The 22,392-nt window shown below is 61.9% G+C and carries 21 protein-coding genes and 2 rRNA genes; 10 read left to right on the forward strand and 13 right to left on the reverse strand.

The features are described from left to right. Nucleotides 1-266 precede the first annotated feature (266 nt). Both ACFOKF_RS25260 and rrf read left to right on the forward strand, forming a co-directional pair. Nucleotides 267-3,060, forward strand: a 23S ribosomal RNA gene (locus ACFOKF_RS25260). A gap of 135 nt (nt 3,061-3,195) precedes the next feature. Next, nucleotides 3,196-3,310: ribosomal RNA gene (gene rrf / locus ACFOKF_RS25265) — 5S ribosomal RNA — on the forward strand. A 140-nt stretch (nt 3,311-3,450) separates the two neighbouring features. Here the strand turns inward: rrf and ACFOKF_RS25270 are convergent. Next, on the reverse strand, nt 3,451-3,801 hold the full coding sequence (locus tag ACFOKF_RS25270; protein WP_380797909.1) for a CmcJ/NvfI family oxidoreductase: 351 nt from the start codon (nt 3,799-3,801) through the stop codon (nt 3,451-3,453). 63 nt (nt 3,802-3,864) lie between these two features. On the opposite strand from ACFOKF_RS25270, the gene ACFOKF_RS25275 reads away from it, so the two are divergent. Continuing rightward, complete coding sequence (locus ACFOKF_RS25275) at nt 3,865-4,944, forward strand: IS5/IS1182 family transposase (protein ID WP_021233694.1); 1,080 nt, start codon at nt 3,865-3,867, stop codon at nt 4,942-4,944. Between the two features lie 115 nt (nt 4,945-5,059). Here ACFOKF_RS25275 and ACFOKF_RS25280 read toward each other — a convergent pair whose 3' ends face one another. The 4 genes from ACFOKF_RS25280 to ACFOKF_RS25295 are packed head-to-tail and all read right to left on the reverse strand — an operon-like array spanning nt 5,060 to nt 8,660. Continuing rightward, the gene (locus tag ACFOKF_RS25280; RefSeq protein WP_380799361.1) at nt 5,060-5,623 is read right to left on the reverse strand and encodes a CmcJ/NvfI family oxidoreductase; all 564 of its coding nucleotides are present in this window, start codon (nt 5,621-5,623) and stop codon (nt 5,060-5,062) included. After that, nucleotides 5,623-7,059 (reverse strand): aldehyde dehydrogenase family protein, encoded by a 1,437-nt coding sequence (locus tag ACFOKF_RS25285; protein WP_380799292.1) that lies wholly within the window; start codon nt 7,057-7,059, stop codon nt 5,623-5,625. The genes ACFOKF_RS25280 and ACFOKF_RS25285 overlap by 1 nt, the downstream gene beginning before the upstream one ends. An 11-nt stretch (nt 7,060-7,070) precedes the next feature. After that, nucleotides 7,071-7,892, reverse strand: coding sequence for a glutathione S-transferase family protein (locus ACFOKF_RS25290; RefSeq protein WP_380799293.1), 822 nt, complete (start codon nt 7,890-7,892; stop codon nt 7,071-7,073). Nucleotides 7,893-7,895: 3 nt separating this feature from the next. Further along, on the reverse strand, nt 7,896-8,660 hold the full coding sequence (locus ACFOKF_RS25295) for a glutathione S-transferase family protein (protein ID WP_380799294.1): 765 nt from the start codon (nt 8,658-8,660) through the stop codon (nt 7,896-7,898). Between the two features lie 201 nt (nt 8,661-8,861). On the opposite strand from ACFOKF_RS25295, the gene ACFOKF_RS25300 reads away from it, so the two are divergent. The 4 genes from ACFOKF_RS25300 to ACFOKF_RS25315 all read left to right on the forward strand — a co-directional run bounded on the left by ACFOKF_RS25300 (nt 8,862) and on the right by ACFOKF_RS25315 (nt 11,023). Next, the gene (locus ACFOKF_RS25300) at nt 8,862-9,530 is read left to right on the forward strand and encodes a glutathione S-transferase family protein (protein ID WP_380797915.1); all 669 of its coding nucleotides are present in this window, start codon (nt 8,862-8,864) and stop codon (nt 9,528-9,530) included. Continuing rightward, nucleotides 9,527-9,949, forward strand: coding sequence for an acyl-CoA thioesterase (locus tag ACFOKF_RS25305; RefSeq protein ID WP_380797916.1), 423 nt, complete (start codon nt 9,527-9,529; stop codon nt 9,947-9,949). The genes ACFOKF_RS25300 and ACFOKF_RS25305 overlap by 4 nt, the downstream gene beginning before the upstream one ends. A 65-nt stretch (nt 9,950-10,014) precedes the next feature. Continuing rightward, nucleotides 10,015-10,686 carry a DUF4197 domain-containing protein gene (locus tag ACFOKF_RS25310; RefSeq protein ID WP_380797917.1) on the forward strand — a complete coding sequence of 224 codons (672 nt, stop codon included), beginning with the start codon at nt 10,015-10,017 and terminating at the stop codon, nt 10,684-10,686. Between the two features lie 73 nt (nt 10,687-10,759). Further along, nucleotides 10,760-11,023 carry a hypothetical protein gene (locus ACFOKF_RS25315; RefSeq protein WP_380797918.1) on the forward strand — a complete coding sequence of 88 codons (264 nt, stop codon included), beginning with the start codon at nt 10,760-10,762 and terminating at the stop codon, nt 11,021-11,023. Between the two features lie 20 nt (nt 11,024-11,043). Here ACFOKF_RS25315 and ACFOKF_RS25320 read toward each other — a convergent pair whose 3' ends face one another. Further along, nucleotides 11,044-11,880: a helix-turn-helix transcriptional regulator gene (locus ACFOKF_RS25320; protein ID WP_380797920.1), complete on the reverse strand. Its 837-nt coding sequence runs from the start codon at nt 11,878-11,880 to the stop codon at nt 11,044-11,046. Between the two features lie 137 nt (nt 11,881-12,017). Between ACFOKF_RS25320 and ACFOKF_RS25325 the strand changes: the two genes are divergently transcribed. Further along, complete coding sequence (locus ACFOKF_RS25325; protein WP_380799368.1) at nt 12,018-12,875, forward strand: BKACE family enzyme; 858 nt, start codon at nt 12,018-12,020, stop codon at nt 12,873-12,875. Nucleotides 12,876-12,887: 12 nt separating this feature from the next. Then, on the forward strand, nt 12,888-13,826 hold the full coding sequence (locus ACFOKF_RS25330; protein WP_380799364.1) for an SDR family NAD(P)-dependent oxidoreductase: 939 nt from the start codon (nt 12,888-12,890) through the stop codon (nt 13,824-13,826). Here the strand turns inward: ACFOKF_RS25330 and ACFOKF_RS25335 are convergent. The 5 genes from ACFOKF_RS25335 to ACFOKF_RS25355 form a co-directional block, all read right to left on the reverse strand. Continuing rightward, nucleotides 13,813-15,660 carry a bifunctional sugar phosphate isomerase/epimerase/4-hydroxyphenylpyruvate dioxygenase family protein gene (locus tag ACFOKF_RS25335; RefSeq protein WP_380797921.1) on the reverse strand — a complete coding sequence of 616 codons (1,848 nt, stop codon included), beginning with the start codon at nt 15,658-15,660 and terminating at the stop codon, nt 13,813-13,815. The two genes, ACFOKF_RS25330 and ACFOKF_RS25335, sit on opposite strands and share 14 nt — an antisense overlap. Beyond that, entirely contained in the window at nt 15,657-16,526 is an 870-nt protein-coding gene (locus ACFOKF_RS25340) for a shikimate dehydrogenase (RefSeq protein WP_380797924.1), read from the reverse strand. Before ACFOKF_RS25340 ends, ACFOKF_RS25335 begins: the two co-directional genes overlap by 4 nt. A gap of 64 nt (nt 16,527-16,590) precedes the next feature. After that, nucleotides 16,591-19,542: a TonB-dependent receptor domain-containing protein gene (locus ACFOKF_RS25345; RefSeq protein WP_380797926.1), complete on the reverse strand. Its 2,952-nt coding sequence runs from the start codon at nt 19,540-19,542 to the stop codon at nt 16,591-16,593. A 21-nt stretch (nt 19,543-19,563) separates the two neighbouring features. After that, on the reverse strand, nt 19,564-20,916 hold the full coding sequence (locus ACFOKF_RS25350; protein ID WP_380799365.1) for an MFS transporter: 1,353 nt from the start codon (nt 20,914-20,916) through the stop codon (nt 19,564-19,566). Then, on the reverse strand, nt 20,897-21,352 hold the full coding sequence (locus tag ACFOKF_RS25355) for a type II 3-dehydroquinate dehydratase (protein ID WP_380797929.1): 456 nt from the start codon (nt 21,350-21,352) through the stop codon (nt 20,897-20,899). Before ACFOKF_RS25355 ends, ACFOKF_RS25350 begins: the two co-directional genes overlap by 20 nt. Here ACFOKF_RS25355 and ACFOKF_RS25360 point away from each other — a divergent pair. After that, nucleotides 21,351-21,515 carry a hypothetical protein gene (locus ACFOKF_RS25360; protein WP_380797931.1) on the forward strand — a complete coding sequence of 55 codons (165 nt, stop codon included), beginning with the start codon at nt 21,351-21,353 and terminating at the stop codon, nt 21,513-21,515. The two genes, ACFOKF_RS25355 and ACFOKF_RS25360, sit on opposite strands and share 2 nt — an antisense overlap. Before the next feature lie 31 nt (nt 21,516-21,546). On the opposite strand, the gene ACFOKF_RS25365 is transcribed toward ACFOKF_RS25360, so the two are convergent. After that, the gene (locus ACFOKF_RS25365) at nt 21,547-21,771 is read right to left on the reverse strand and encodes a hypothetical protein (protein ID WP_380799366.1); all 225 of its coding nucleotides are present in this window, start codon (nt 21,769-21,771) and stop codon (nt 21,547-21,549) included. A 123-nt stretch (nt 21,772-21,894) separates the two neighbouring features. Further along, on the reverse strand, nt 21,895-22,191 hold the full coding sequence (locus ACFOKF_RS25370) for a hypothetical protein (protein ID WP_380799367.1): 297 nt from the start codon (nt 22,189-22,191) through the stop codon (nt 21,895-21,897). Nucleotides 22,192-22,392: the final 201 nt, after the last annotated feature.

Raw genomic sequence — 22,392 nt, forward strand, 5'->3', positions numbered from 1 at the left:
ACGCGGTTTAGATATTTCCAGAGATGAAGAGTAGCGGTTTGCCGACTTAGGTCGGTGATATGGCTCGCGCTGCGGGCCTCTTTGACATTGTGAATGGGTTTTTTAATCGATGCCGTGGCGACATGGTTCGGTTTTTGGCGGTTGCCGCAAGGCGGGCGCGCAAGGATCGAAGCGTTGTCGACACTTAAATATCTGGCTGAGTTTAATAACCGCGCGATCGACAGGGCTCTGAGCAATCAGGGTTGTTGTTGGTGGTGTGGACTCTCAAGCGTGAGGTAAGGGCATCTGGTGAATGCCTTGGCATGTACAGGCGATGAAGGACGTGGCACGCTGCGATAAGCGTGGGGGAGCTGTGAGCAAGCTTTGATCCCGCGATTTCCGAATGGGACAACCCACCTTCACCATTTAAGGTTTGCCCAGCAGTAATGCTGGTCGAGCGTTAAATGGGAGAGGTATCACTAAGCTGAATAAAATAGGCTTTGGTGAGGCGAACCCGGAGAACTGAAACATCTCAGTACCCGGAGGAAAAGACATCAACCGAGATTCCGTTAGTAGTGGCGAGCGAACGCGGACCAGGCCAGTGCCTGGATGGAAGTTAGCAGAACCTTCTGGAAAGTAGGGCCATAGCGGGTGACAGCCCCGTATGCGAAAATTACCATTCAGGACTTGAGTAGGGCGGAGCACGTGAAACTCTGTCTGAACATGGGGGGACCACCCTCCAAGCCTAAATACTCGTACATGACCGATAGCGAACCAGTACCGTGAGGGAAAGGTGAAAAGCACCCCGATGAGGGGAGTGAAACAGTACCTGAAACCGGATGCCTACAAGCAGTGGGAGGGTCCTTGAGACCTGACCGCGTACCTCTTGCATAATGGGTCTGTGACTTAGTGTATCATGCAAGCTTAAGCCGTTAGGTGTAGGCGCAGCGAAAGCGAGTCTGAATAGGGCGATTGAGTATGATGCATTAGACCCGAAACCCGGCGATCTATGCATGACCAGGTTGAAGGTGCGGTAACACGCACTGGAGGACCGAACCGTTTAATGTTGAAAAATTATCGGATGAGTTGTGCTTAGGGGTGAAAGGCCAATCAAGCCGGGAAATAGCTGGTTCTCCGCGAAATCTATTGAGGTAGAGCGTCGGATATTTGCCGTTGGGGGTAGAGCACTGGATGGATGCGGGGGTCGCGAGATCTACCAATTCTAACCAAACTCCGAATACCAACGAGTCTAGTCCGGCAGACAGACGGCGGGTGCTAAGGTCCGTCGTCAAAAGGGAAACAGCCCTAACCTACAGCTAAGGTCCCCAAGTCACGTCTAAGTGGGAAAGCATGTGGGATTTCCAAAACAACCAGGAGGTTGGCTTAGAAGCAGCCATCCTTTAAAGAAAGCGTAACAGCTCACTGGTCTAAATAAGAGATCCTGCGGCGAAGATGTAACGGGGCTCAAGACGTGCACCGAAGCTTAGGGTTCAGTCTTTGACTGAGCGGTAGCGGAGCGTTCCGTAGGCCGTTGAAGCGGAAGGGTAACCGACCGTGGAGGTATCGGAAGTGCGAATGCAGACATGAGTAGCGATTAACAGTGTGAGATGCACTGTCGCCGAAATTCCAAGGGTTCCTGCTTAAAGCTAATCTGAGCAGGGTAAGCCGGCCCCTAAGACGAGCCCGAAGGGGGTAGTCGATGGGAACCACGTTAATATTCGTGGGCCTGGTGGTGTGTGACGGATGGCGTAACTTGTTCGGCCTTATTGGATTGGTCCGGGCAGGGAAGTTGTCCCAGGAAATAGCCCCACCGTATAGACCGTACCCTAAACCGACACAGGTGGAATGGTAGAGTATACCAAGGCGTTTGAGAGAAGTATCCTGAAGGAACTCGGCAAATTGCCTCCGTACCTTCGGAAGAAGGAGGCCCCATCTTAAGGCAACTTTTGATGGGGGGCACAGGCCAGGGGGTAGCGACTGTTTAGCAAAAACACAGGGCTCTGCTAAGTCGGCTTCAAGACGACGTATAGGGCCTGACGCCTGCCCGGTGCCTGAAGGTTAAGAGGAGGAGTGCAAGCTCTGAATTGAAGCCCAGGTAAACGGCGGCCGTAACTATAACGGTCCTAAGGTAGCGAAATTCCTTGTCGGGTAAGTTCCGACCTGCACGAATGGCGTAACGACTTCCCCACTGTCTCCAGGATATGCTCAGCGAAATTGAATTCTCCGTGAAGATGCGGAGTACCCGCGGTTAGACGGAAAGACCCCGTGCACCTTTACTGCAGCTTCAGAGTGGCATTAGGAAAGAACTGTGTAGCATAGGTGGGAGGCTTTGAAGCATTGACGCCAGTTGATGTGGAGCCATAGGTGAAATACCACCCTGTTGTTTTCTGATGTCTAACCTCGCACCGTTATCCGGTGCAGGGACCCTCTGTGGCGGGTAGTTTGACTGGGGCGGTCGCCTCCTAAAGAGTAACGGAGGCGCGCGATGGTGGGCTCAGGACGGTTGGAAACCGTCTGTTAGAGTGCAATGGCATAAGCCCGCCTGACTGCGAGACTGACAAGTCGAGCAGAGACGAAAGTCGGTCATAGTGATCCGGTGGTCCCTCGTGGAAGGGCCATCGCTCAACGGATAAAAGGTACGCCGGGGATAACAGGCTGATGATTCCCAAGAGCTCATATCGACGGAATCGTTTGGCACCTCGATGTCGGCTCATCACATCCTGGGGCTGGAGCAGGTCCCAAGGGTTTGGCTGTTCGCCAATTAAAGTGGTACGTGAGCTGGGTTCAGAACGTCGCGAGACAGTTTGGTCCCTATCTGCCGTGGGCGTCGAAATTTGAGAGGAGTTGACCCTAGTACGAGAGGACCGGGTTGAACATACCTCTGGTGTACCAGTCGTCCTGCCAAGGGCGCAGCTGGGTAGCTATGTATGGACGGGATAACCGCTGAAAGCATCTAAGCGGGAAGCCTCCCTCAAGATAAGATTTCATCGAGCCGTCGTAGACCACGACGTTGATAGGTCGGATGTGGAAGTGCGGTAACGCATGAAGCTAACCGATCCTAATTGCTCTGTTCACGCTTAAACGGTTCATTACGAACCAATGAGTCCCACCATCAACAACAACCCTGATACCCAGGACCATGTTGATCATACGGTCTTATTCTCACCAGATATGCACGGATAACATCGATCAAAAAACAATGCGCAAGCTATATTGCTTGGTGACCATAGCGTCAGTGACCCACCCGATCCCTTCCCGAACTCGGCCGTGAAACCTGACTGCGCCAATGGTACTGTGGCTCAAGCCCCGGAAGAGTAGGGCGTCGCCAGGCATTATAGCTCGCGCATTAAACACAAAACCCATTCGCAATCTCCCAAACAGGGCGGCTTTCTTCAGGAAAGCCGCCCTATTTGCATTATGCGCGAGCATCTTCCCCTATTCGAAAAAGGCGACGGCTCGGACTTCGATGCTCTAACGGATGCGCGTGTCCGGCAAGCTGCGATCATGGAAGGCTGTATGCGGGCAGCGCCACGTTACATCATGATCGCTGTCCTGAAATTTGAACAGCAGCACATCGTCCGCCGCCATGTTCGAAAAATACCACCAGCGATGCCGGTCGCGATGGCGGAAGATGGAAGCGGCGATCATCTGATCCTCGCCATCGACCGGCACGGTCAGCGCCTCGCCGGTCGGCAATTCATCCACCACGAACAAGGTGTTGGACGTCGCTTCCTCGTCCGACACGGTGCGCCCGTCGCACAGCGCGAGCGGCCAGTCCTGCGGGCCGGGTGAGAAGGTGCGCCAGAAGCTGGAGACCCGCAAAAACCGGTAGTGTTTGGACGGCTATGATGATTCATTGAGGGCGCGCGATCACGGAGGCCAGCCATGGATCCCAAGTCCCTGTTCAGTTTGAGCGATCACCTTGAGGCATTGAGCAAGGAGGGCGATCCGCTTGAGGTTTTGCAGGAGACGGTGGATTTCGAGTATTTCCGAGCGTGGCTGGTCGAAGGGCTTGGTTATGGCGATGGAGCCAAAGGCGGACGCCCACCCTTCGATCCGGTGATGATGTTCAAGGCCCTGATCCTGCAGGCGCAGCATAATCTGTCAGACGCCCGGATGGAGTTCATGATCCGCGATCGGCTGAGTTGGCTGCGGTTTCTGGGACTGTCGCTTGGGGACCGCACGCCGGATGAGAACACGATCCGGCATTTTCGCAATCGCCTGACCGAGACGGGAACGCTCAAGCGGGTGATGAAGGCCTTTGACTGGCAACTCCAGAAGAAGGGCTACATTCCAATGTCCGGGCAACTCGTGGACGCCTCGCTGGTGCCTGCACCAAGACAGCGGAACACCGAGGGCGAACGCGAAGCGATCAAGTCGGGCAAGAGCGCCAGAGATATCTGGCCGAACGAGCCGAACAAGGCAGCACAGAAGGATACCGACGCGCGCTGGACCCTCAAGATCGGCGGGAAAGTTCGGTATCGAGCGGATGGAACGCCGCTCCCCATGATCGCCCTGCCGGTCTTCGGCTACAAATCCCACATCAGCATCGATCGACGCTTCGGCTTCATCCGAGGCATGGCGGTGACTTCGGCGTCAGCGGCGGACGGGCGTCTTCTCCGGCAGGTCGTCAGCACGGACAATACCAGTTCCGAGGTCTGGGCAGACAGTGCCTATCGCTCCAGGCGCAACGAGAAGTGGTTGTCGGATCAGATGCTCACGTCCCGCATTCATCGGCGCAAACCTATGGGCAAGCCGATGTCGAAGGCCACCTCGCGGGCCAATGCAGCCAAATCCTCGATCCGGGCCCATGTCGAACATGTCTTCGCCCATCAGAAGAACCGGTTCAACCTGTTCATCCGCACCATCGGCCTCGCCCGCGCTGAGGCAAAACTGACGCTTTGCAACTTGGCCTACAACTTCAACCGCCTGATTTTCCACGAACGCCGGGAATGCAGGGGCTGACTCTGTCTGCAAGCCAGCCAAACCGGCGAAATCAACGCTAGGCATCGTGGAAATCGGTCCGAACGATGCCGTTCGTGCGCTCCGAAGCCTCGACGTCTGTCAAGCCAGGCCGAAATTACCCGGTTTTTGCGGGTCTCCAGCTGACGCAGACAGACCGTCTATAACCCGGCCCATCGGGGAAAGCGGCGGCATAGGCCCGCTCCGCCGCGCGCCGTCCGGTAATCTCATTATAATCGACATGCGCTTCGCCGGCTGGCGGCTGGATGCCGCCTTCATGGCGATAATTTTCTACCTTCTCCTGCGCCCGCGCGGTCAGGTCGGCCGATGTGCGGATCATCCACCCGCCCGCCGACACGCAGGACGCAGCGGTGAGCGCCTGTATCGCCGCCTCGCATTCGCGCAGATAGAGGCGATCGACCTCCTCCTTGTCGAAGAAATTGCGGATCGCGCTGCGATGTCGGCCCAGCATGAAGCCATGGGTGTCGAATTCGAAATGATCGCGGATCGGCATCCCGTCGCGCACCAACATGCGATGGTCGCTATAGGTGCCGGTGTTGATCTCCACCCCCTGCGACACATAGCGCCGCGTGACGAAATCGCCTTCGTCGAGATAGCGGATCAGCGCGGGTGCCTGCCGCGCGCTGTCCTCAATATCCTCGGTTCTGGCCAGCGTCGCCATCACGCCACCTCTTCGGGCAGCGCGCCGATCACCGACTTGACCTCCAGAAATTCCTCCAGCCCGAACTTGCCGAATTCCCGGCCATTGCCCGATTGTTTATACCCGCCAAAGGGCATGTCGAAGGCAAGCCCGCCGGCATTGACGAACACGGCGCCAGCCCGAATCCGGCTGACGAACTTGCGGGCACGGGCCGGGTCGCCCGCAACATAGGCGCCCAGACCATAGGGCGTGTCATTGGCGATGCGGATCGCATCCTCATCGTCATCATAGGGCATCAGGACCAGCACGGGGCCGAAAATCTCCTCCTTTGCGATCGTCATGTCCGGCGTCACATTGGCAAAGACGGTCGGCTGCACATAGCTGCCCGCCTCCAGCCCCTCGGGCCGCCCGGTGCCGCCGGTGACGAGCGTGGCGCCTTCGTCAATGCCGGTCTGGATCAGGCCCTGAATCCGGTCCCATTGCCGTTGGCTGACGACCGGGCCGATATGATCGCCCTCCGCCTGCGGGTCGCCGACCTTCTTGGCAGCGAACAGCGCGCCGACCTTCTGCGCCGCTTCGTCATGCTGGGAGCGGTGGACCAGCATGCGGGTGGGGGCCACGCAACTTTGTCCACTGTTGAGCAGCACGCCGCCCACGCCACCCGGCAGCGCCAGGTCCAGCGGCGTCCCTTCCAGGATGATGTTGGGCGACTTGCCGCCCAGTTCCTGCGCGACGCGCTTCACTGTATCGGCGGCATTTTTCGCCACCATGATGCCCGCGCGGGTCGATCCGGTGAAACTCACCATGTCGATATCGGGATGCTTGGCCAGCGCGGTGCCCACGCCTTCGCCATCCCCCTGTACCAGGTTGAAGACACCGGCCGGCACGCCCGCCGCCCCCAGTATTTCGGCGAAGATCGCGGCGCAGCTAGGCGCCTCTTCGGAGGGCTTGAGGATCATGGTGCAACCCGCCGCCAGCGCCGGGCCGACCTTGGCGACGATCTGGTTCATCGGCCAGTTCCATGGCGTGATCAGCGCCACCACGCCGATCGGCTCGCGCACCACGCGATTATCGCCGATCTTCTCGCTGAACTCGTAATTTTTCAGCGCCGCCAGCGCCTGTCCCAGATGGCCAAGGCCCGATCCCGCCTGCGCCGTCTGGGCGATGGAGATGGGACAGCCCATTTCGGTGGCGATGGCGCGGGCGATGTCGGGCACGCGCTTCTGATATTCACCGATGATGCGCTCCAGCAGCGCGACGCGCTCTTCGCGGCTGGTCAGCGAGAATGTCTCGAACGCCCGGCGCGCGGCGATCACGGCGGCGTCCACATCTGCGGCCGTGCCCAATATCAGGTCGGCGGCGCTCTGGTCGGTCGCGGGATTGATGACGGCGATGGTCCGGCCGCCCTGGCTGTCGACCCACTGGCCATCGATATAATGCTGAAGCGTGTTGGGCATGATGAATGTCCTTATGCGGGAAGAAGGCCGAGTTCGGCGTCGGAGGCGGGCGTGCCCCATTTGTCGCGCGGCGGCAGGGGGCGGCTGTCCCAGGGCGGATCGAGCGTGAAGCTGGAGATGGTGCGGCCTTCGGGCAGGCGCCCGTTGCCGCCACCCTGACTATAATCATAATAGAGCGTCATCAGCTCGCGATGGCCGTGATGCCGCTGGGCCACCGGATGGGCCAGACAGGCGTCACGCCAGCGCAGCAGCCGGGTCAGATGCTGGGGGATCTGATAGGCTTCATAATAATCGAGGAACCACAGCCGTTTGAACATCGGCGTGAAGGCGACCTCCGCCCAGCCGAACCGGTCGAACAGAAAATCCCCGTCCGGCGCATAATGGCGCAGAAACGCGTCCAGCCGCGCATATTGGGCGTCGATCTCGGCCTTGTGCTCTTCGCGCTTCGCCGGGTCGCGGTTCAGGATCATGCGATAGCCCGCCCCGGTATATTGCCCGTCGGTCGCGCACAGCATCGCCTCGACCGCATGTTCATAGGGGTCTTGCCGCGCCACCGGCGGATCGGGAAAGCGATCCTCGAAATAGCGCATGATGACCATGCTCTCCTTCAGCGTCTCGCCATTTTCCAGTTCCAGCGCGGGCAGCGCCGTGGTCCCCCGCGTCTTGGCGAGCAGCCAGTCGGGCCGGGGCTGCGATATGTCGATCTCATGATCGGCCATGATGCCGTGCAGGCCCTTCAGATCGAGCAGCAACTCGATCCGCTCGGAAAAGGGGCATCCGGGGATATGGTACATGCGCAGCTGCCCGGCGGGCGGTTCGTCCTGCCAGCCCATGGATCAGGCTGCCGTCGCGGCCGGGCGGGGCGGCATTTCGCTCTGCGACCTGGCGAACATCGCCTGCGTGGCGGGGCGGGCATTGATCCGCTCGATCCAGGCGACCAGATGCGGCGTCGCCGTCTTGTTGACGATGTCGGCATAGCCAAACTGCATCCCGTTCGCGATCGCGAAGTTGCAGATGTCGGCCAGCGTATAGTCTTCGCCTGCCAGCCATTCGCTTTGCGACAGCCGCTGTTCCAGCCGGTCGATCGACACGCCAATCTTGCGCATTTCCTCGTCCAGCACCGCCTGCGGGAAGCCGGCACGGGCGCTGCGCCATTTGGCCTGCTGCTCCGGGACCGGGATATGCTTCAGCTTTTCCTCGAATTCGGCGTCTGACAGCTTGCGCGCCATCGGGCCGATCATCCGTTCCCAACCGATGGTCGACACGCACCAGCAGAAATATTCGTCCACCCATTTGGTCCAGACCCGCATCTCGGCGATCTGCACCGGATCGGCCGGGCGCAGGCGCGGGGCATCCGGGAAGGCATCTTCCAGATATTCGCAGATCACGGTCGATTCGGTGATGATATGCCCGTCATGGTCCAGCGCTGGCACCTGCCCGCGCGGATTGATCGCCTTGAACCAGTCCTCATGATGTTCGAACCGGGTCGGATCGACAAAGCGGGGGGTGAATTCCAGCCCCTTTTCATACAAAGCCAGCAGGGGTTTCAACGAATTGGCGGCCGGACCGAAGCTGTAGAGCGTCAACATGCGCTGGTTCATCCTCACCTTGTGGTTATGGCGTCTTGGGCGCCTTCGGACGGGAAAGTGGCTGGCGCTCCGGCGGGTCGCAAGTCCTCTGTCGATACTATCAGTGCCACTACCCGGCACCTTAACCTGTCAGTTTCAATGATAGCGCCGCCACTCGTCTTGCAGCGGGGACAAGCCTTTGCTCTGGATGGGGAAAGACATTTGGAGAGGAAGATGCTGGAACTGCTGACGTCGGAAACGCCCAATGGCTGGAAAGTCGCGATCCTGCTGGAGGAACTGGGCGTGCCCTATCAGGTGACGCCTATATCCCTGACCGACCGGGTGCAGAAACAGGACTGGTATGTCGCGCTCAATCCCAATGGCCGCATACCGACGCTGGTGGATCATGATGCGGGCGATTTTGCTATCTTCGAATCCGGCGCGATCCTGCTCTATCTGGCGGAAAAATTCGGGCGGTTCATCCCCACCGACGCGCAGGATCGCAGCCGGGTGATCCAGTGGGTGATGTGGCAGATGTCCAGCCTTGGCCCCATGATGGGGCAGGCGACCGTCTTCACCCGCTATTTCGACGAGAAATTGCCATCGGTGATCGATCGCTATGTTCGCGAAAGCCAGCGCCTGTTCGGCGTCATGGACGCGCGGCTTGCCGATTACGACTATCTGGTAGGCGACTATTCGATCGCCGATATGGCCTGCTTTCCCTGGATACGCGGCCATGACTGGGCCGGTGTCGACATGGGCGGTTTCCCTCACCTTCAGCGCTGGTTCGAAAGAATTTCAGCGCGGCCCGCGGTGCAGCGCGGGCTTCTTGTCCCCACGCCGCCCACGCCCGAAGAGATGGCGGAGAAGACCACGAAACAGGGAAAGACCATTCTCGCGTGAGCGCCTTCCTCCAGCGGATCGTTCGCATCGAATGGGGCCATTGCGACCCCGCCGGCATCGTTCATGCGCCCCGCTATTTCGACATTTTCGGCGAAAGCACGATGCTGCTGTTCGAACAGGCGGGCCTGCCCAAGAAGCGCCAGATGCTGGCGACCATGCCCTTTGCCGGCTTCCCGATGGTCGATGTGTCCGCCCGCTTCTTCATCCCCACCGCCTATGGCGACGATGTGCTGGTGGAGGCGGATGCGCCATCCTTCGGCAATAGCAGCTTCACCGTCGCCCATCGGCTGTCGCTGGATGGCGAATTATGCGTGGAATGCACCGAAAAACGGGTCTGGACCGCGCCCGACGCAAGTCGACCCGCCGGATTGCGCGCCGAGCGAGTGCCGGATTCGGTACGGGCATTGTTTCCGTCCTGATATATGTTCACCGCCCGGCAAGCCTATCCGCGCCATAGCATCGCCTGCAATAAGGGAGATGCGTCATGGAGCAATCATTGGGTCTTTCCGACCGGCGCAGCCTGATCGCGACGCTGGCGCTGCTGCCGCTGGCGGCCTGCGCCACGCCGATGGGCCGCTATACGGTCGAGGATGCGGTGCGCCGGCTGCTGGAATTGTCGAGCCAGCGCGCCTTTGCCCGGCTGACCGAACCGGGCGGCTTCTATGATGACCAGCTGACCCGCATCGCCCCTCCCGATCTGGGCGGCGGTAAAGGCGGCGCGGTGCTGTCCGCGCTGTTGCGCACCAACGCCGTGCGCAACCGGGTGGCGATGGCCCTGAATGACGTGGCGGTCGACCTGGCCGACCATGCCGCGCCGGTCGTGATGGACGCGGTGCATCGCATGACTTTGGCCGACGCCATATCCGTGTTGCGCGGCGGACCGACGGCGGCGACCGACCTGCTGGCCCGCGAAGCGCGTGGTTCGGTGGTCGAGGCGCTGTTGCCCGGCGCATCGCGCGCGTTGCGATCGGACATGTTCGAAATGCTTTCGGCCGCGCTGTCCGCCACCGGCGGCAAGGATTATGCGGCGATCGCCGACAATGTTTCGGGCCAGATTGGCGACGCGATCTTCCGCGCGATCGGGCGGGAGGAGGCGGAAATCCGGCGCGATCCCGCCGCGACCCGCGATCCGATCCTGATGGCGCTGCTGCGATAGTTTTTGACGGCGCGATTTCCCGGCAAATCGCTTAGGTCTTGATTTCCGCGCCGGGGCATGGTGTCCCCCGCCCATGGAACAGAAACATCCCGGCGTCGCCGGCATCCCTTGGGATCAGCCCGCGACCATGATCGACCTAGACGGCAAGGCTCCGCTGATTGGCACGATCCGCGATTGCGCCGTTCATTTCGGCCTCTATAAGCCGCATGCAAAGGCGCAGGCGCGCGTGCTGCTGACCCAGCCGGTCCACCGCGAAGGGCGCAAGACCCGCACCTGGCTGCTGGAGCCGGAAGAAATTGAAGCGCTGGCCGACCGACTGAAGCGCGAGACGAACTGATCGTAAACGCCGGGCGGGTTTCAGGCCAGCACCGGCGCCTCCGTTTCCGCCATCAGTTGCGCCAGTCGCTGCGCGCTGACATCGTCCAGCGGCGCGAACAGCAACAGCCGCTGGCCCGGCGCCTCTTCGATCGCATAGCTGGTGTGGCGGAACATGATTTCGCCCACCCCCGGCATGTCGGCGATATTCGTATCCTCGAAATGGGCCATGATCTCCGAATCCTGCCAATATCGCTGGAAGAATTCGGACTGCTCCATCATGTCGGCGATGATCCCTTCGAACACCTCCGGCTGGGCTGTGCGGCTATAATCCCATTTGAAGCGGGCGATCAGCCGCCGGCACATATCCTGAAACTTGTCCGGATCGGCGCGATAGCGCGGATGCAGCATCAGGATGCGGAACAGATTGCGCTCCTCGCGCGGCAATTGGCTGTAATCGCGGAAGGCTCGGCCGACGAGGCGGTTCCAGCCGATCACGGTCCAATCCTCCACGATCACCAGCGCGGGAATGGACAGGGCGTCCATCAGATGCTGGGTGCCGGCATGGATCGTCTCGTCGGCGCGGCGGGCCAGCGGCGGCGGACGATGCTGCGCCAGCGCGAACAGAAATTCGCGCTCATTGGGCGTCAGGCGCAGCGTCCGGCTCAACCGCTCCAGCATCGGCGCGGACAATTGCACCTCGCGCCCCTGTTCGAACCATGTGTACCAGGTGACGCTCATCCCCGCGAGCGTCGCCACTTCCTCGCGCCGCAATCCGCGCGTGCGGCGGCGTTCGCCGGCCGGCAATCCAACTTCTGACGGGGCGAGCTTCGCGCGTGCGGCTTTCAGGAACCGCGACAATTCTTCCCTTTGTGCCATGCCTTATCCAGTTACTCGCAATGATGGGACATCCAGCGGCCTTCTTGCGGGCCGTCTCCTCTGCAAGACCGCTTGGTCTGCGGTCGGCAACATAGCCGAGACTAGACAGGAGAGCGATATTGGCTGGCAAGCTATTTGTGACCTGCGCGGTGACGGGAAGTTCACCGATGCCGACACACCCCGATTTCCCCTTCCGCCCGGATCATGTGGCGGCCGAAGCGCTGGCGGCGGCGGAGGCCGGCGCATCGATCATCCATGTTCATGTACGCGACCGGGAAACGGGCGATCCCTCGCAGGCGCTGGAGGATTATCGGGAGGTCGTCGGCCTCATCCGGGCAAAGAACAACGAAGTCATCCTCAACGTCACCACCGGGCCGGGCTGCACCTGGATGCAGGGGGATGAAGACCCGGCCGTCTGCGGTCCCGGCACACTGATGTTCACGGCCGAACGGCGGCTGGAACATATTCTCGACCTGCGGCCCGACATGTGCACGCTCGACATTTGTACGATGCAGCTATGGGGCGGGGTGGCGATCAACCTGGACCCGATGATCACGAAAATGGGCCATATGATCCAGGATGCCGGGGTATTGCCGGAAATCGAATGTTTCGAGGCCGGGGATTTCGTCTTCGCCGACGATCTGATGGCCAAGGGCGCGATCCCCAAACATGTGCCCTTCACTTTCGTTCTGGGCACTAAATATGGCCTGCCTGCAACATCCGAAGCCATGCTCTACGCCAGGAACCAGATCCCCCGCGGCGCGCGTTTCACCGGCTTTGGCGTCAGTCGCCACAGCATGCCGATGGCTGCGCAATCGATGCTGCTTGGCGGCAATATCCGGGTGGGGTTTGAAGATACGATTTACCTTCGGCGCGGCCAGATGGCGGCGAACAATGCGGACATGGTGCGCTGGGCGGTGGAAATGGTCGACCGGATGGGCGGCGACATCGCCAGCGCCGGGGAAACGCGGGCCATGCTGGGCCTGAAGCAATAGGGAGAGGATGGGATGACACAATTGGCAAAGGCGCCGATGGCGGATGTGGCGGGGAAGACAGCTTTCATCACCGGCGGAGCGAATGGCATCGGCCTTGGCATATCGCGCGCGCTGGTGCGGGCGGGCGCCAATGTGGTGATCGCCGATATTCGCCCGGAATCGCTGGCGCAGGCAAAGGCGGATCTTGGTGCCGATGCGCAGGTGGAAACCGTGCAGCTGGACGTCACCGATCGCGCCGGCTTCGCCCGCGCGGCCGATATGGCGGAGGCGCGTTTTGGTCCCATCCATATGCTGATCGGCAATGCCGGCATCGGTGTGATGGGGCCGGTGCTGGATGCACGCTATGATGACTGGGACTGGGGGCTGGGCGTCAATCTGGGCGGCGTAATCAACGGCCTCGTCACCCTGCTGCCCCGGATCAAGGCGCATGGGCAGGGGGGGCAGATCGTCACCACCTCGTCCCAGTCTGCGCTGATCCCGGTCAATTATTCGGCCATTTACACTGCCGCCAAGGCCGCGATCCTGGGCCTGTCCGAAGCGATCCGGGGTGAACTGACGGCGGAGAATATCGGCGTGTCCGCCTTCATGCCCGGCCCCGTGCAAAGCCATATCGCCCATAGCGGCGAACTGCGCCCGGCCGCCTATCGCAGCGACAGCGGTTATAAGCAGCGAGAGGATGATCTGGAAAAGCGGCCCGTCTCTCCGCTTTGGATGAGCGCGGACGAGGTGGGGGAGCGGGTGCTGGCCGGCATTCGCGCCAACGACCTCTATATTCTGACTCATCCTGAATTTGCAGACGGCATGCGCACCCGGTTCGACGCGATACTGGCGTCGATGCCCGATGAGACGATCCATCAGGAACGGGCAGGGGAAATCGGCTTCCTCCTGTCCAACCCGGTGTTTGACGATCAGTTGGCCCGGCGCAGGGCCGCGCTGCTCATGCCGTCCTGAACCGCTCCTGGCTGGCCAGGCGCACCCCGGCATTGGGTGCGCCATAACCTTCATAGCCGCGCCGCTCGACAAATTCGAAGAAGAAGCGTTTCTGGAAAGCCCGGCTGTAGAGCTGGCGATAGTCGCCGGCATCGTCCGCATCATAGAGGATATGGGCGTCGCGCAATTGCGTGCGCGTCGCCCCGTCCAGCCCGAAGCGCGCCGCCAGATCGGCATAATAATTGCCGCCGATCGGCAATATGTCCGCCCCCTTTTCGGCGATCCTGTGGGCGGTCGCGGTCAGATCGTCGCTGGCGAAGGCGATATGCTGATAACCGCCGCCGAAATTATGCCCGACGAAGCGGGAAGACAGCGTGCCCGCCGCATCGGATGCGTTGAGCGTCAGGCGCAGCGCGCCGTCGGCCGACCGCAGCGGCTGGCTCAGCACCAGACCGGACGGGTCGATGACGTCCGACTGGAGGCTCTGCTCCAGCCCGAACAGCGCCCGCCAGTAAAGCTGCCAGGACAGATATTCATCGATCCGCACCACGGCAGCCAGATGGTCGATGGTCAGCGGGTGGGGATCGACCGCAGCGCCGGTCGGTTCGAATTCCGTATCCCACACGGCGGGGATCTCCTCCTCGCCGATCAGGTAGATCAGGCTGCCGCCGATCCCGCGCAGCGCCGGCACCGACAGATTGCCCGGTGCCTCCGCCTGATCCACCTGCCCGATGTCGAGGAAGGCGGCGCGCGCCGCGACCGCGTCGCGATCCGGCACGGCCAGCCCCACTGCGCAGATGGACGGGCCATGCGCCCGCTCGAACCCCTGACCGAAACTGTCCGGCTGGGCGTTGATCACCAGATTGACCGATCCCGCCTGCCAGCGGGTGACAGCCTTGGTCCGGTGCACGCCCGTCCGGGCAAAGCCCAGCGATCCGAACATCTGCTCCAGCGCGGGCGCATCCTGCGCATTGACGGCGAACTCGACGAATTCCGGGCGCACCGCGGCGGGCGGGGCCGGCACGGCGGGCGTGCGGCCCAGCAGTCGCTCCGCCGCATCCTCCACATGGCGCAGCGACCGCAGCCCGTCGGCGGCGATCAGGTCGGGCGACCAGCCGCGGAACCGATCGTTGAAAATCTCCAGCGACAAGGGGCCATCATAGCCAGTGCGGATGATCTCCGCGACATAGTCCGCCACGGGCAGGCCGCCTTGTCCCGGAAAATTGCGGAAATGCCGGCTCCAGTAGAGCAGGTCCATCTCCAGCCTTGGGGCGTCGGCCAACTGGACGAAGGCGATCTTGTCTCCGGGGATCGCCTGGATGCTCTCGCTGGGGATGCCGCGCGAGAGCGAATGGAAACTGTCGAGGATGATGCCGATATGGGGATGGTCGACCGCTTCCACGATCGCCCATGCGTCGCGATGGTCGAACACATGCCGGCCCCAGGCCAGCGCCTCATAGCCCACGATGATGCTGCGCTTGCCCGCCCGCTCGCCCAGTTCCTGCAAGTCGGCGACGATGCGGTTGCGCTCGCCCAGCGCATGGGGCGAACAGTTGGAGCAGACGAGGATGCGGTCCGCGCCGAGGTCGCCCATCAGGTCGAACTTCGCCTCCGCCCGGTCCAGCGCCCGCTGCCGCATCGCGCCCGGCATGCCTTCGAAATCGCGGAACGGCTGGTACAGCATGCAGCCAAGGCCCAGATCGTCCATCATCGCCCGCACCTCGCGCGGGGACAATGGCGACGCGATCAGGTCATTTTCGAAAATCTCGACCCCGTCGAAGCCGGCGGCCGCCGCCGCGCGCAGCTTTTCCTCCAGCGTGCCGCTCAGCGATACGGTCGCGATCCCGAAAGTCATCGGCGGGTGCCTCCTGTCAGCGCCGCGTGGAAATTGGCGGCCATGCGCGCGGCGTCCGCCTTGCGCCCGGTGAAATGTTCGAACGCGCCTGCGGCCTGATGCACGGTCATGCCGCTGCCATCCAGCGTGACGCAGCCCGCCGCCTTCGCCTCACGCAGCAATTGCGTTTCCAGCGGGAAATAGACGATGTCCGTCACCCAGAAGTCGGGCCGCAGCAGGTCTTGCGGAATGGCCGATCCGGGATAGCCCGCCATGCCCAGCGGCGTCGCATTGACCACGCCGTCGGCATCGGCCAGCGCGGCGGTCAGATCCTGCCCCACCACCGCGCGCCCGTCGCCATGCAGGGCGCACAGAGCCGCGCACAGTTCGGCCGCCCGCGCGCCATTGGGATCGAACAAAGTCAGCGTGCCGACATACATGCCCATCAGGGCGTGGGCGGTGGCGGCGCCTGCACCGCCACCGCCCATCTGTACGACCTTTCCGAAACGCGACCCGGAAGGCAGACCCGCGCGGAGATTTTCCGCGAAGCCTTGAATATCGGTATTATGGCCGATCCGCCGGCCATGCTGGAACACCACCGTATTGACCGACCCGATCTGCGCCGCCTGCGGCGACAGGTCGTCCAGATGCGCGATCACCGCCTGCTTATAGGGGTGGGTGACATTGACCCCGGCGAACCCCGCCAGCTGCACCGCGTCGAGCAGGCGGGGCAGATCGCCCGCATCCATGCCGTCCGCCGCCAGATCGAACAGGCGATAGACCAGCCGCAGCCCCTGCGCATCGCCTTCGCTTTCATGCAGCATGGGCGACAGCGACGCCTGAATGTCGCGTCCGATAAGGCCGGTGAGGTAGCGAAACTGGGTCAAGATCGGGCCATCCAAGAAGAGAAGAGCCGCCTCCGCCCGCAGGGGAGGAGGCGGCAGGGGGAGATCAGAAGTTGAATTTCGCGCCGACGTAGAAGGACCGTCCGACCATGTCGTAGGTGCCGGCGTCGGTGCCGTTCTGGGAACTGGCGACGAAGGGAATGCCCTTGTCGAACAGATTGGTGATGCCGGCGCGGAACTGGACATTCTTCGTAACGTCCAGCGTCGAGAAGACATCGAACAGATTATAGGGCTTCACCCCCACCTGTTCCGCCGCCGGAGACGTCACCGCGCTGATGTCGCGCAGCTTGCCCTGATAGCGCCAGCGCAGGCCGATGCCGAACATATCGGAGCTGTAGCCCACCGTCGTCAGCGCCTTCCACTTGGGCAGGGGCCGGCCCGGCGTGCTGGTGCCGACGAAATCCTGCGATGCCTGTCCCGGCAGGGTCTGGACCTTATAATGGTTCAGCCAGCCGATCGCCGAAGACGCATAAATCTTGCCCGATCCATCGCCGATGCCCGCTTCGGACAGGCGCAGCGACCAGTTGACCTGCACATCGACGCCATCGGTGTCGAGCGCGCCGAGGTTCAGGTAAGGCTGGGCGATCGCCACGAGTTGACCGGTCGGATCGCGCTGGATCAGCTGGCAAAATTCGTTGCCATTGGAATAGCTGCTGTTCGACCCGTCCAGATTATAGCATTTGGCCAGCACGGTCAGGCCGTTGATGGTCGAAATGACGTTGCGGATCTTGATGTTGTAATAGTCGACCGAGAAAGAGAATCCCGACAGCCAGGGTGAGGAAAATTTCGGATTGAGCACGAAGCCGACATTGAAGGTGTTGGCCTTTTCCGGGGTCAGGGCGCTGTTGCCCTGAATATTGCCGCCGGTCGCGGTGGTCGCGAACTGATAGGCGTCGATCGCGGCGGCCGGAATGCCCTGCGCCAGACAGAGGTCACGCACCTGCGCGCCATTGGCGCCGGTCCGGGCGGTGGAGCGGACGTCGCACGGGTCGCCGATCGCGGCGGGCGGCGTGCCGATCGCCAGCTGCGATCCGGTGACGGGGGAGAATAGCTCGCCGATATTGGGCGCGCGCACGGCCCGCTGGTAAGAACCCCGGATCAACAGCGCGTCTACCGGCTGCCAGCGCGCATCGAACTCATAGCTTTTCACGCTGCCGGTGGTGTTATAGTCGGAATAGCGGAAGGCTGCGCCAACGCCCAACTCATGGAAGAAGGGCGTGTCCGACAGCAAGGGCACGTCGATCTGCGCGGCAAATTCCTTGACGCTGATCTGGCCCTGTGCCGGGTTGGAGCCGACCACCGATTCCACATTATTGGACACCAGATCGGGGCTGGGATCATATTTATACGTGTTCTTGCGATAACCGGCGAGCAGCGCCAGTTGCACCGGCCCGGCGGGCAGGTTGAACAGCGGGCCATTCACCTGTCCCTGCACCTGCGTCTGGGTCAGCCGCTCGCGGCTGTTGACGGTGGCGGTCATATAATCCTGGCATGCCTGCGACAGGCTGGTCGCATTGGTGATGCCGAACGGATTGAAGCCGCCGGCGCATAGGGATGCGCCGCCATCCGCCGCATTCAGCAGCGTCTGCACGCGGGATTTCAGCACCGCGTTGAACATCGACTGATTATGGACCGTCTCGTCATAGGAAACGAAGCCGTCGAACTTCCATGATCCGCCGATCGTGCCCTTCAGGCCGCCCAGATACTGCTGGACCCGGTAATTTTCGTCCCATCCTTTGTCGCCGATGCCGACATAGCGCGCGCTCCAGCGGAACGGGGCGCTCGGATCGGCGCGCGACGCCAGCAACGTGCGCAGGTCGTTGGGTATGAAGGGATTGGTGACGGGGATGGTGGTGAAGGGCGCGAACTGCGTCAGGCTGCCGCCCGCTTCGGTGGTGACGGTCGAATCGACATAGAGGAACTGGCCATAGGCGGTCAGCGTCTCCGTCAGATCGAACTCACCCTTGGCAAAGGCGGATTTGCGTTCGAAGGCGTTCAATATCTGAAGCTGTGGCCCCACCGGCATGCGCACATTGCCGCCGACCACGGCATAGGCGTCGGTCGTTGGCCCCTTGTAATTGATCGCGCCGGTCTGCACGAACAGGGTGCCGTCATTGTTGAAGCCCAGATTCAGCGTCCGGTTGATCGGATTGGTGACGCCATATTGGGCGAACACGCCATTGAGCGCCGCCTGGCTCGGCAGGTTCAGCGCATTGGGCACGAAGGCGCCGGTGCCGATGAAGGAAGACGGCACCTTGTCGTCAAAGAAGCTGCGCTGCGAACCCGACAGCGGATCGCGCTGGCCATAGCTCAGCGCCAGCATCAACCGGCCGCGATCGTCGGCAAATTTGGTGCCCAGCGCCAGCGATGCGTTGAACTTGCCATAATCGCCGCGAAAGCTGTTGCCATTCTGGATGTCGGCGCGCACGCCGTCGAAATATTTGTCGGTCTTGAAATTGACCACGCCCGACATGGCGTCGGACCCATAGATGGCCGATGCGCCGCCGGTGATGACGTCGACCGATCCGATGATCGATTCCGGCAAGATATTGATGTCGACATTGCCGTTAATGTCCGACAGCGGCAGACGGCGACCGTCCAGCAGCACGAGATTGCGGTTGGAGCCAAGGCCGCGCAGGTTCAGCGTGGCGCGCCCGCCCGCACCCTGGCCGCCGGTGCCGGCATTGCCCGACGGAGTGAAGCCGGGCAGCTGGTTCAGCGAATCTTCCAGCGTGATCTGCCCGCTCTGCTGCACCAGCTCATCCGATACGGTGACGATGGGGCTGACGGCGACATTGTTCGGCCGCGCGATCAGCGATCCGGTAACGACGATGTCGGCCGTGGACGGCTGGTCCGCTGCGGCATCGGTCGCCTGCGGCGCCAGGGCGGCCGCAGGCTCGGCCTGATCCTGCGCCCAGACCGGACTGACGCAGGCGCTCAGCGCCATCGCGGCCAGCGACCCGCCGATGCGAAGCTGCATATGAAAACCTGACTTCATCCTATCCTCCCATTATTATTACTAACTAGTTCGTACATTATCATTTACACCGATGCGTGGACGGCCCTTCAATCCATCTCCACCCGGAACATCCCCCACGATGAAGACATAGGCGGCGGCCCCGATCAGGGCGAGCACACCGATGAAGGCCAGCGCGCCATAGAAAGAGCCGGTCTGCCCCACGATCACCCCGACCACGATCGGCGTGACGATGCCTGCCAGATTGGCGCACAGATTGAACACGCCGCCGGTCAGGCCGACATATTGGCGCGGCGCCACGTCGGAAATCAGCGTCCAGCCCAGATTGACCATGCCCTGACCGAAAAAGGCGATCGACATGATGGCGATGACCAGCGTGTTGCTCGTCACATAATTGGCGGCGACGATGGTCGATGCCAGCAGCAGCCCGGCGACGATCGGCAGCTTTCGGCCGATATTGGCGGATCCGGTGCGGCGGATCAGCAGGTCGGAAACCTGCCCGCCCAGCAGCACGCCGGCCGACGCCGCAATATAGGGCAGCACGGCGAAGGTGCCCGATTTCAGCCAGTCCATGCCCCGCTCGGTCGCCAGATAGGTCGGGAACCAGGTCAGGAAAAAGACCAAAGTCGAATTGCCGCAAAACTGGCCGATCGACGCGCCCAATATCTGGCGCTTGCCCATCAGCTTGCGGACATTCGCCCAGGAAAAGGGGATTTTCGCGTCCTGCTTCGTCGCGGTCAGCCCGCCGCCGGCGCGGATATGCTCCAGTTCGGCGGCGTTGATGCGGCTGCTGTCGCTCGGATCGCGATAACGGGCGTACATCAGCAGGCCAAACGCCATGCCCAGCGCGCCGGCAATCAGGAACAGGGCGCGCCAGCCAAAGCTGCCCACCACCCAGAACAGCACTGGCGCGAAAAAGGCCAGCCCCGCATATTGCCCCACGGCATAGACCGAATTGGCCCGCGCACGTTCATCCTGCGGGAACCAACTGCTGAGAATGCGGCTGTTGCACGGGTAGCAAGGTGCTTCCGCCACCCCCAGCGCCAGGCGGAAGCCGAACAACATTGCCACATTTCCGGCTATGCCGTGGAGCAGGGTGAAGAAAGACCAGAGGATCAGCGATCCGGCGTAGGTGATGCGCGTGCCAAGCCGATCGAGCAGCAGCCCGCCGGGTATCTGCGACGCGGCATAGGTCCAGGAAAAAGCGGAAAAGATGAAGCCCATCATTTCGGGCGAAATCTTCAGTTCTGCGGTCAGCGACGGCGCGGCCACGCCCATCACTGCGCGGTCCATGTAATTGAGCAGGGTAGCGACGCTGATCAGCGCCAGTACGCCCAGCCGCGCCTTGTGGGCTTCAGCAATTGCGTCGACGCTCTCATGCTGCTTTCCGTTCATCAATCTGGAGCAGATGGCGCACCGCCAGCGCATAGCCGTCAATGCCCATGCCCGACAGCATGGCCGTGACCGACCGGCTCATGATCGACCGGGACCGCCATTCCTCGTCGCGTTTGTGAATGTTGGAGATATGCACTTCGATGATCGGGCAATCGCACATTTTGAGCGCGTCCAGCACAGGATAGCCGGCATAGGAGAAGGCGGCCGGGTTGATGACGACGCCAAAGGCGCCGACTCGCGCCTGATGCAGCCACTCGACCATCTCATGTTCGGCATTGGTCTGGCGGAATATCAGGCCGACGCCCGATCCATCCAGTTCGCGCAGGCAGGCGGTCTCGACATCGGCCAGGGTTTGGCGGCCGTAAATATCCGGTTCGCGCACGCCCAGCAGGTCCAGATTGGGACCGTTGAGAATATGAATGAAACGCTGGCCCATGACCGGCCTGATCCTCCCGCTGCGTGCCGGGATGACGCTCCCGATCTTGCAGAATCACCTTTACGCCGGTTCAGATCGCGCGGCAAGCAAAATGTACGAACTGGTACATGCAATGAAAGATAAAATTCAGGGCAGCGCGCGCACGGCGATGCGATCGGCCTGATAGGAGCCAAGCCACAGGTCGCGGCCCACGATCACCGCCGCCGATACGCCGTTGAAGGTCGATCAGGCGGGCCATAGGCGACCAGCGAGAAGGACTGCCTCGCCGGGTCCAGTTGCGCCACTGCCCAGCCGCGATGACAGGTCATGCCGTCGGCCACGCCATGGACGATCTGCCGCACCCCGCCGCAGGCTGGCTCGTCGCGCACCATTCCAGCCAGCAGCAGCCGGTCGCCATCCCAATGGATATTGTCTGGCATGAATTCAGGGCCTGCGCGTGCCATAGCGGCTGGCGCGTGTCGTGCCGCGCATAGCGACGACGACCTCGCGCCGGCCAAAGGCGATGACATAGAACGCTGTCGTCCTTCGCCGTTTCCAGTCCGTTATTGCCCGGCAGTTCCGTGCCCGGCAGCAAGCGGAAAGCCGGTTCGCCGGCGCGCGCGTTCATAAACGCCGCCGGTCGGCTGGCCGCGCACGAAATCGGTGATGCTGGTTCCCGGTCGGGTCAGCACTGTCGCGATCACCGTGCCGTCGCTATAGGATGCGACACTGTTGGCGACATGCCCGGCCGGCATGGCCAGGCATCCCTGCCAGCGCAGCGCCGGTTGTTTACGGGTATCGCGATAATCGACAGCAAATATCTCGATCGCCTCGCGCCCGCCATGATTGACCACCAGCAAACGGCCTGTCCTGGCGCCGTGACCCGCAGGCTCAGTCCCCGCGCGGTGAACAGCGCCGGATCGGGAGATGTCTCCACAATGGGATAAAGCGGTCGCGCGCCGACCTGATCGGCCTCATTTCTGAACCAAGAACTGCGGCTTTGCGCGTCCGACTGTCGACGATCTTCAACCCCGCGCCGGTCGCAAAGCCGCTCGCGACGA

The organism is Sphingobium rhizovicinum (genome assembly GCF_042647625.1).
Lineage (GTDB): Bacteria > Pseudomonadota > Alphaproteobacteria > Sphingomonadales > Sphingomonadaceae > Sphingobium > Sphingobium rhizovicinum.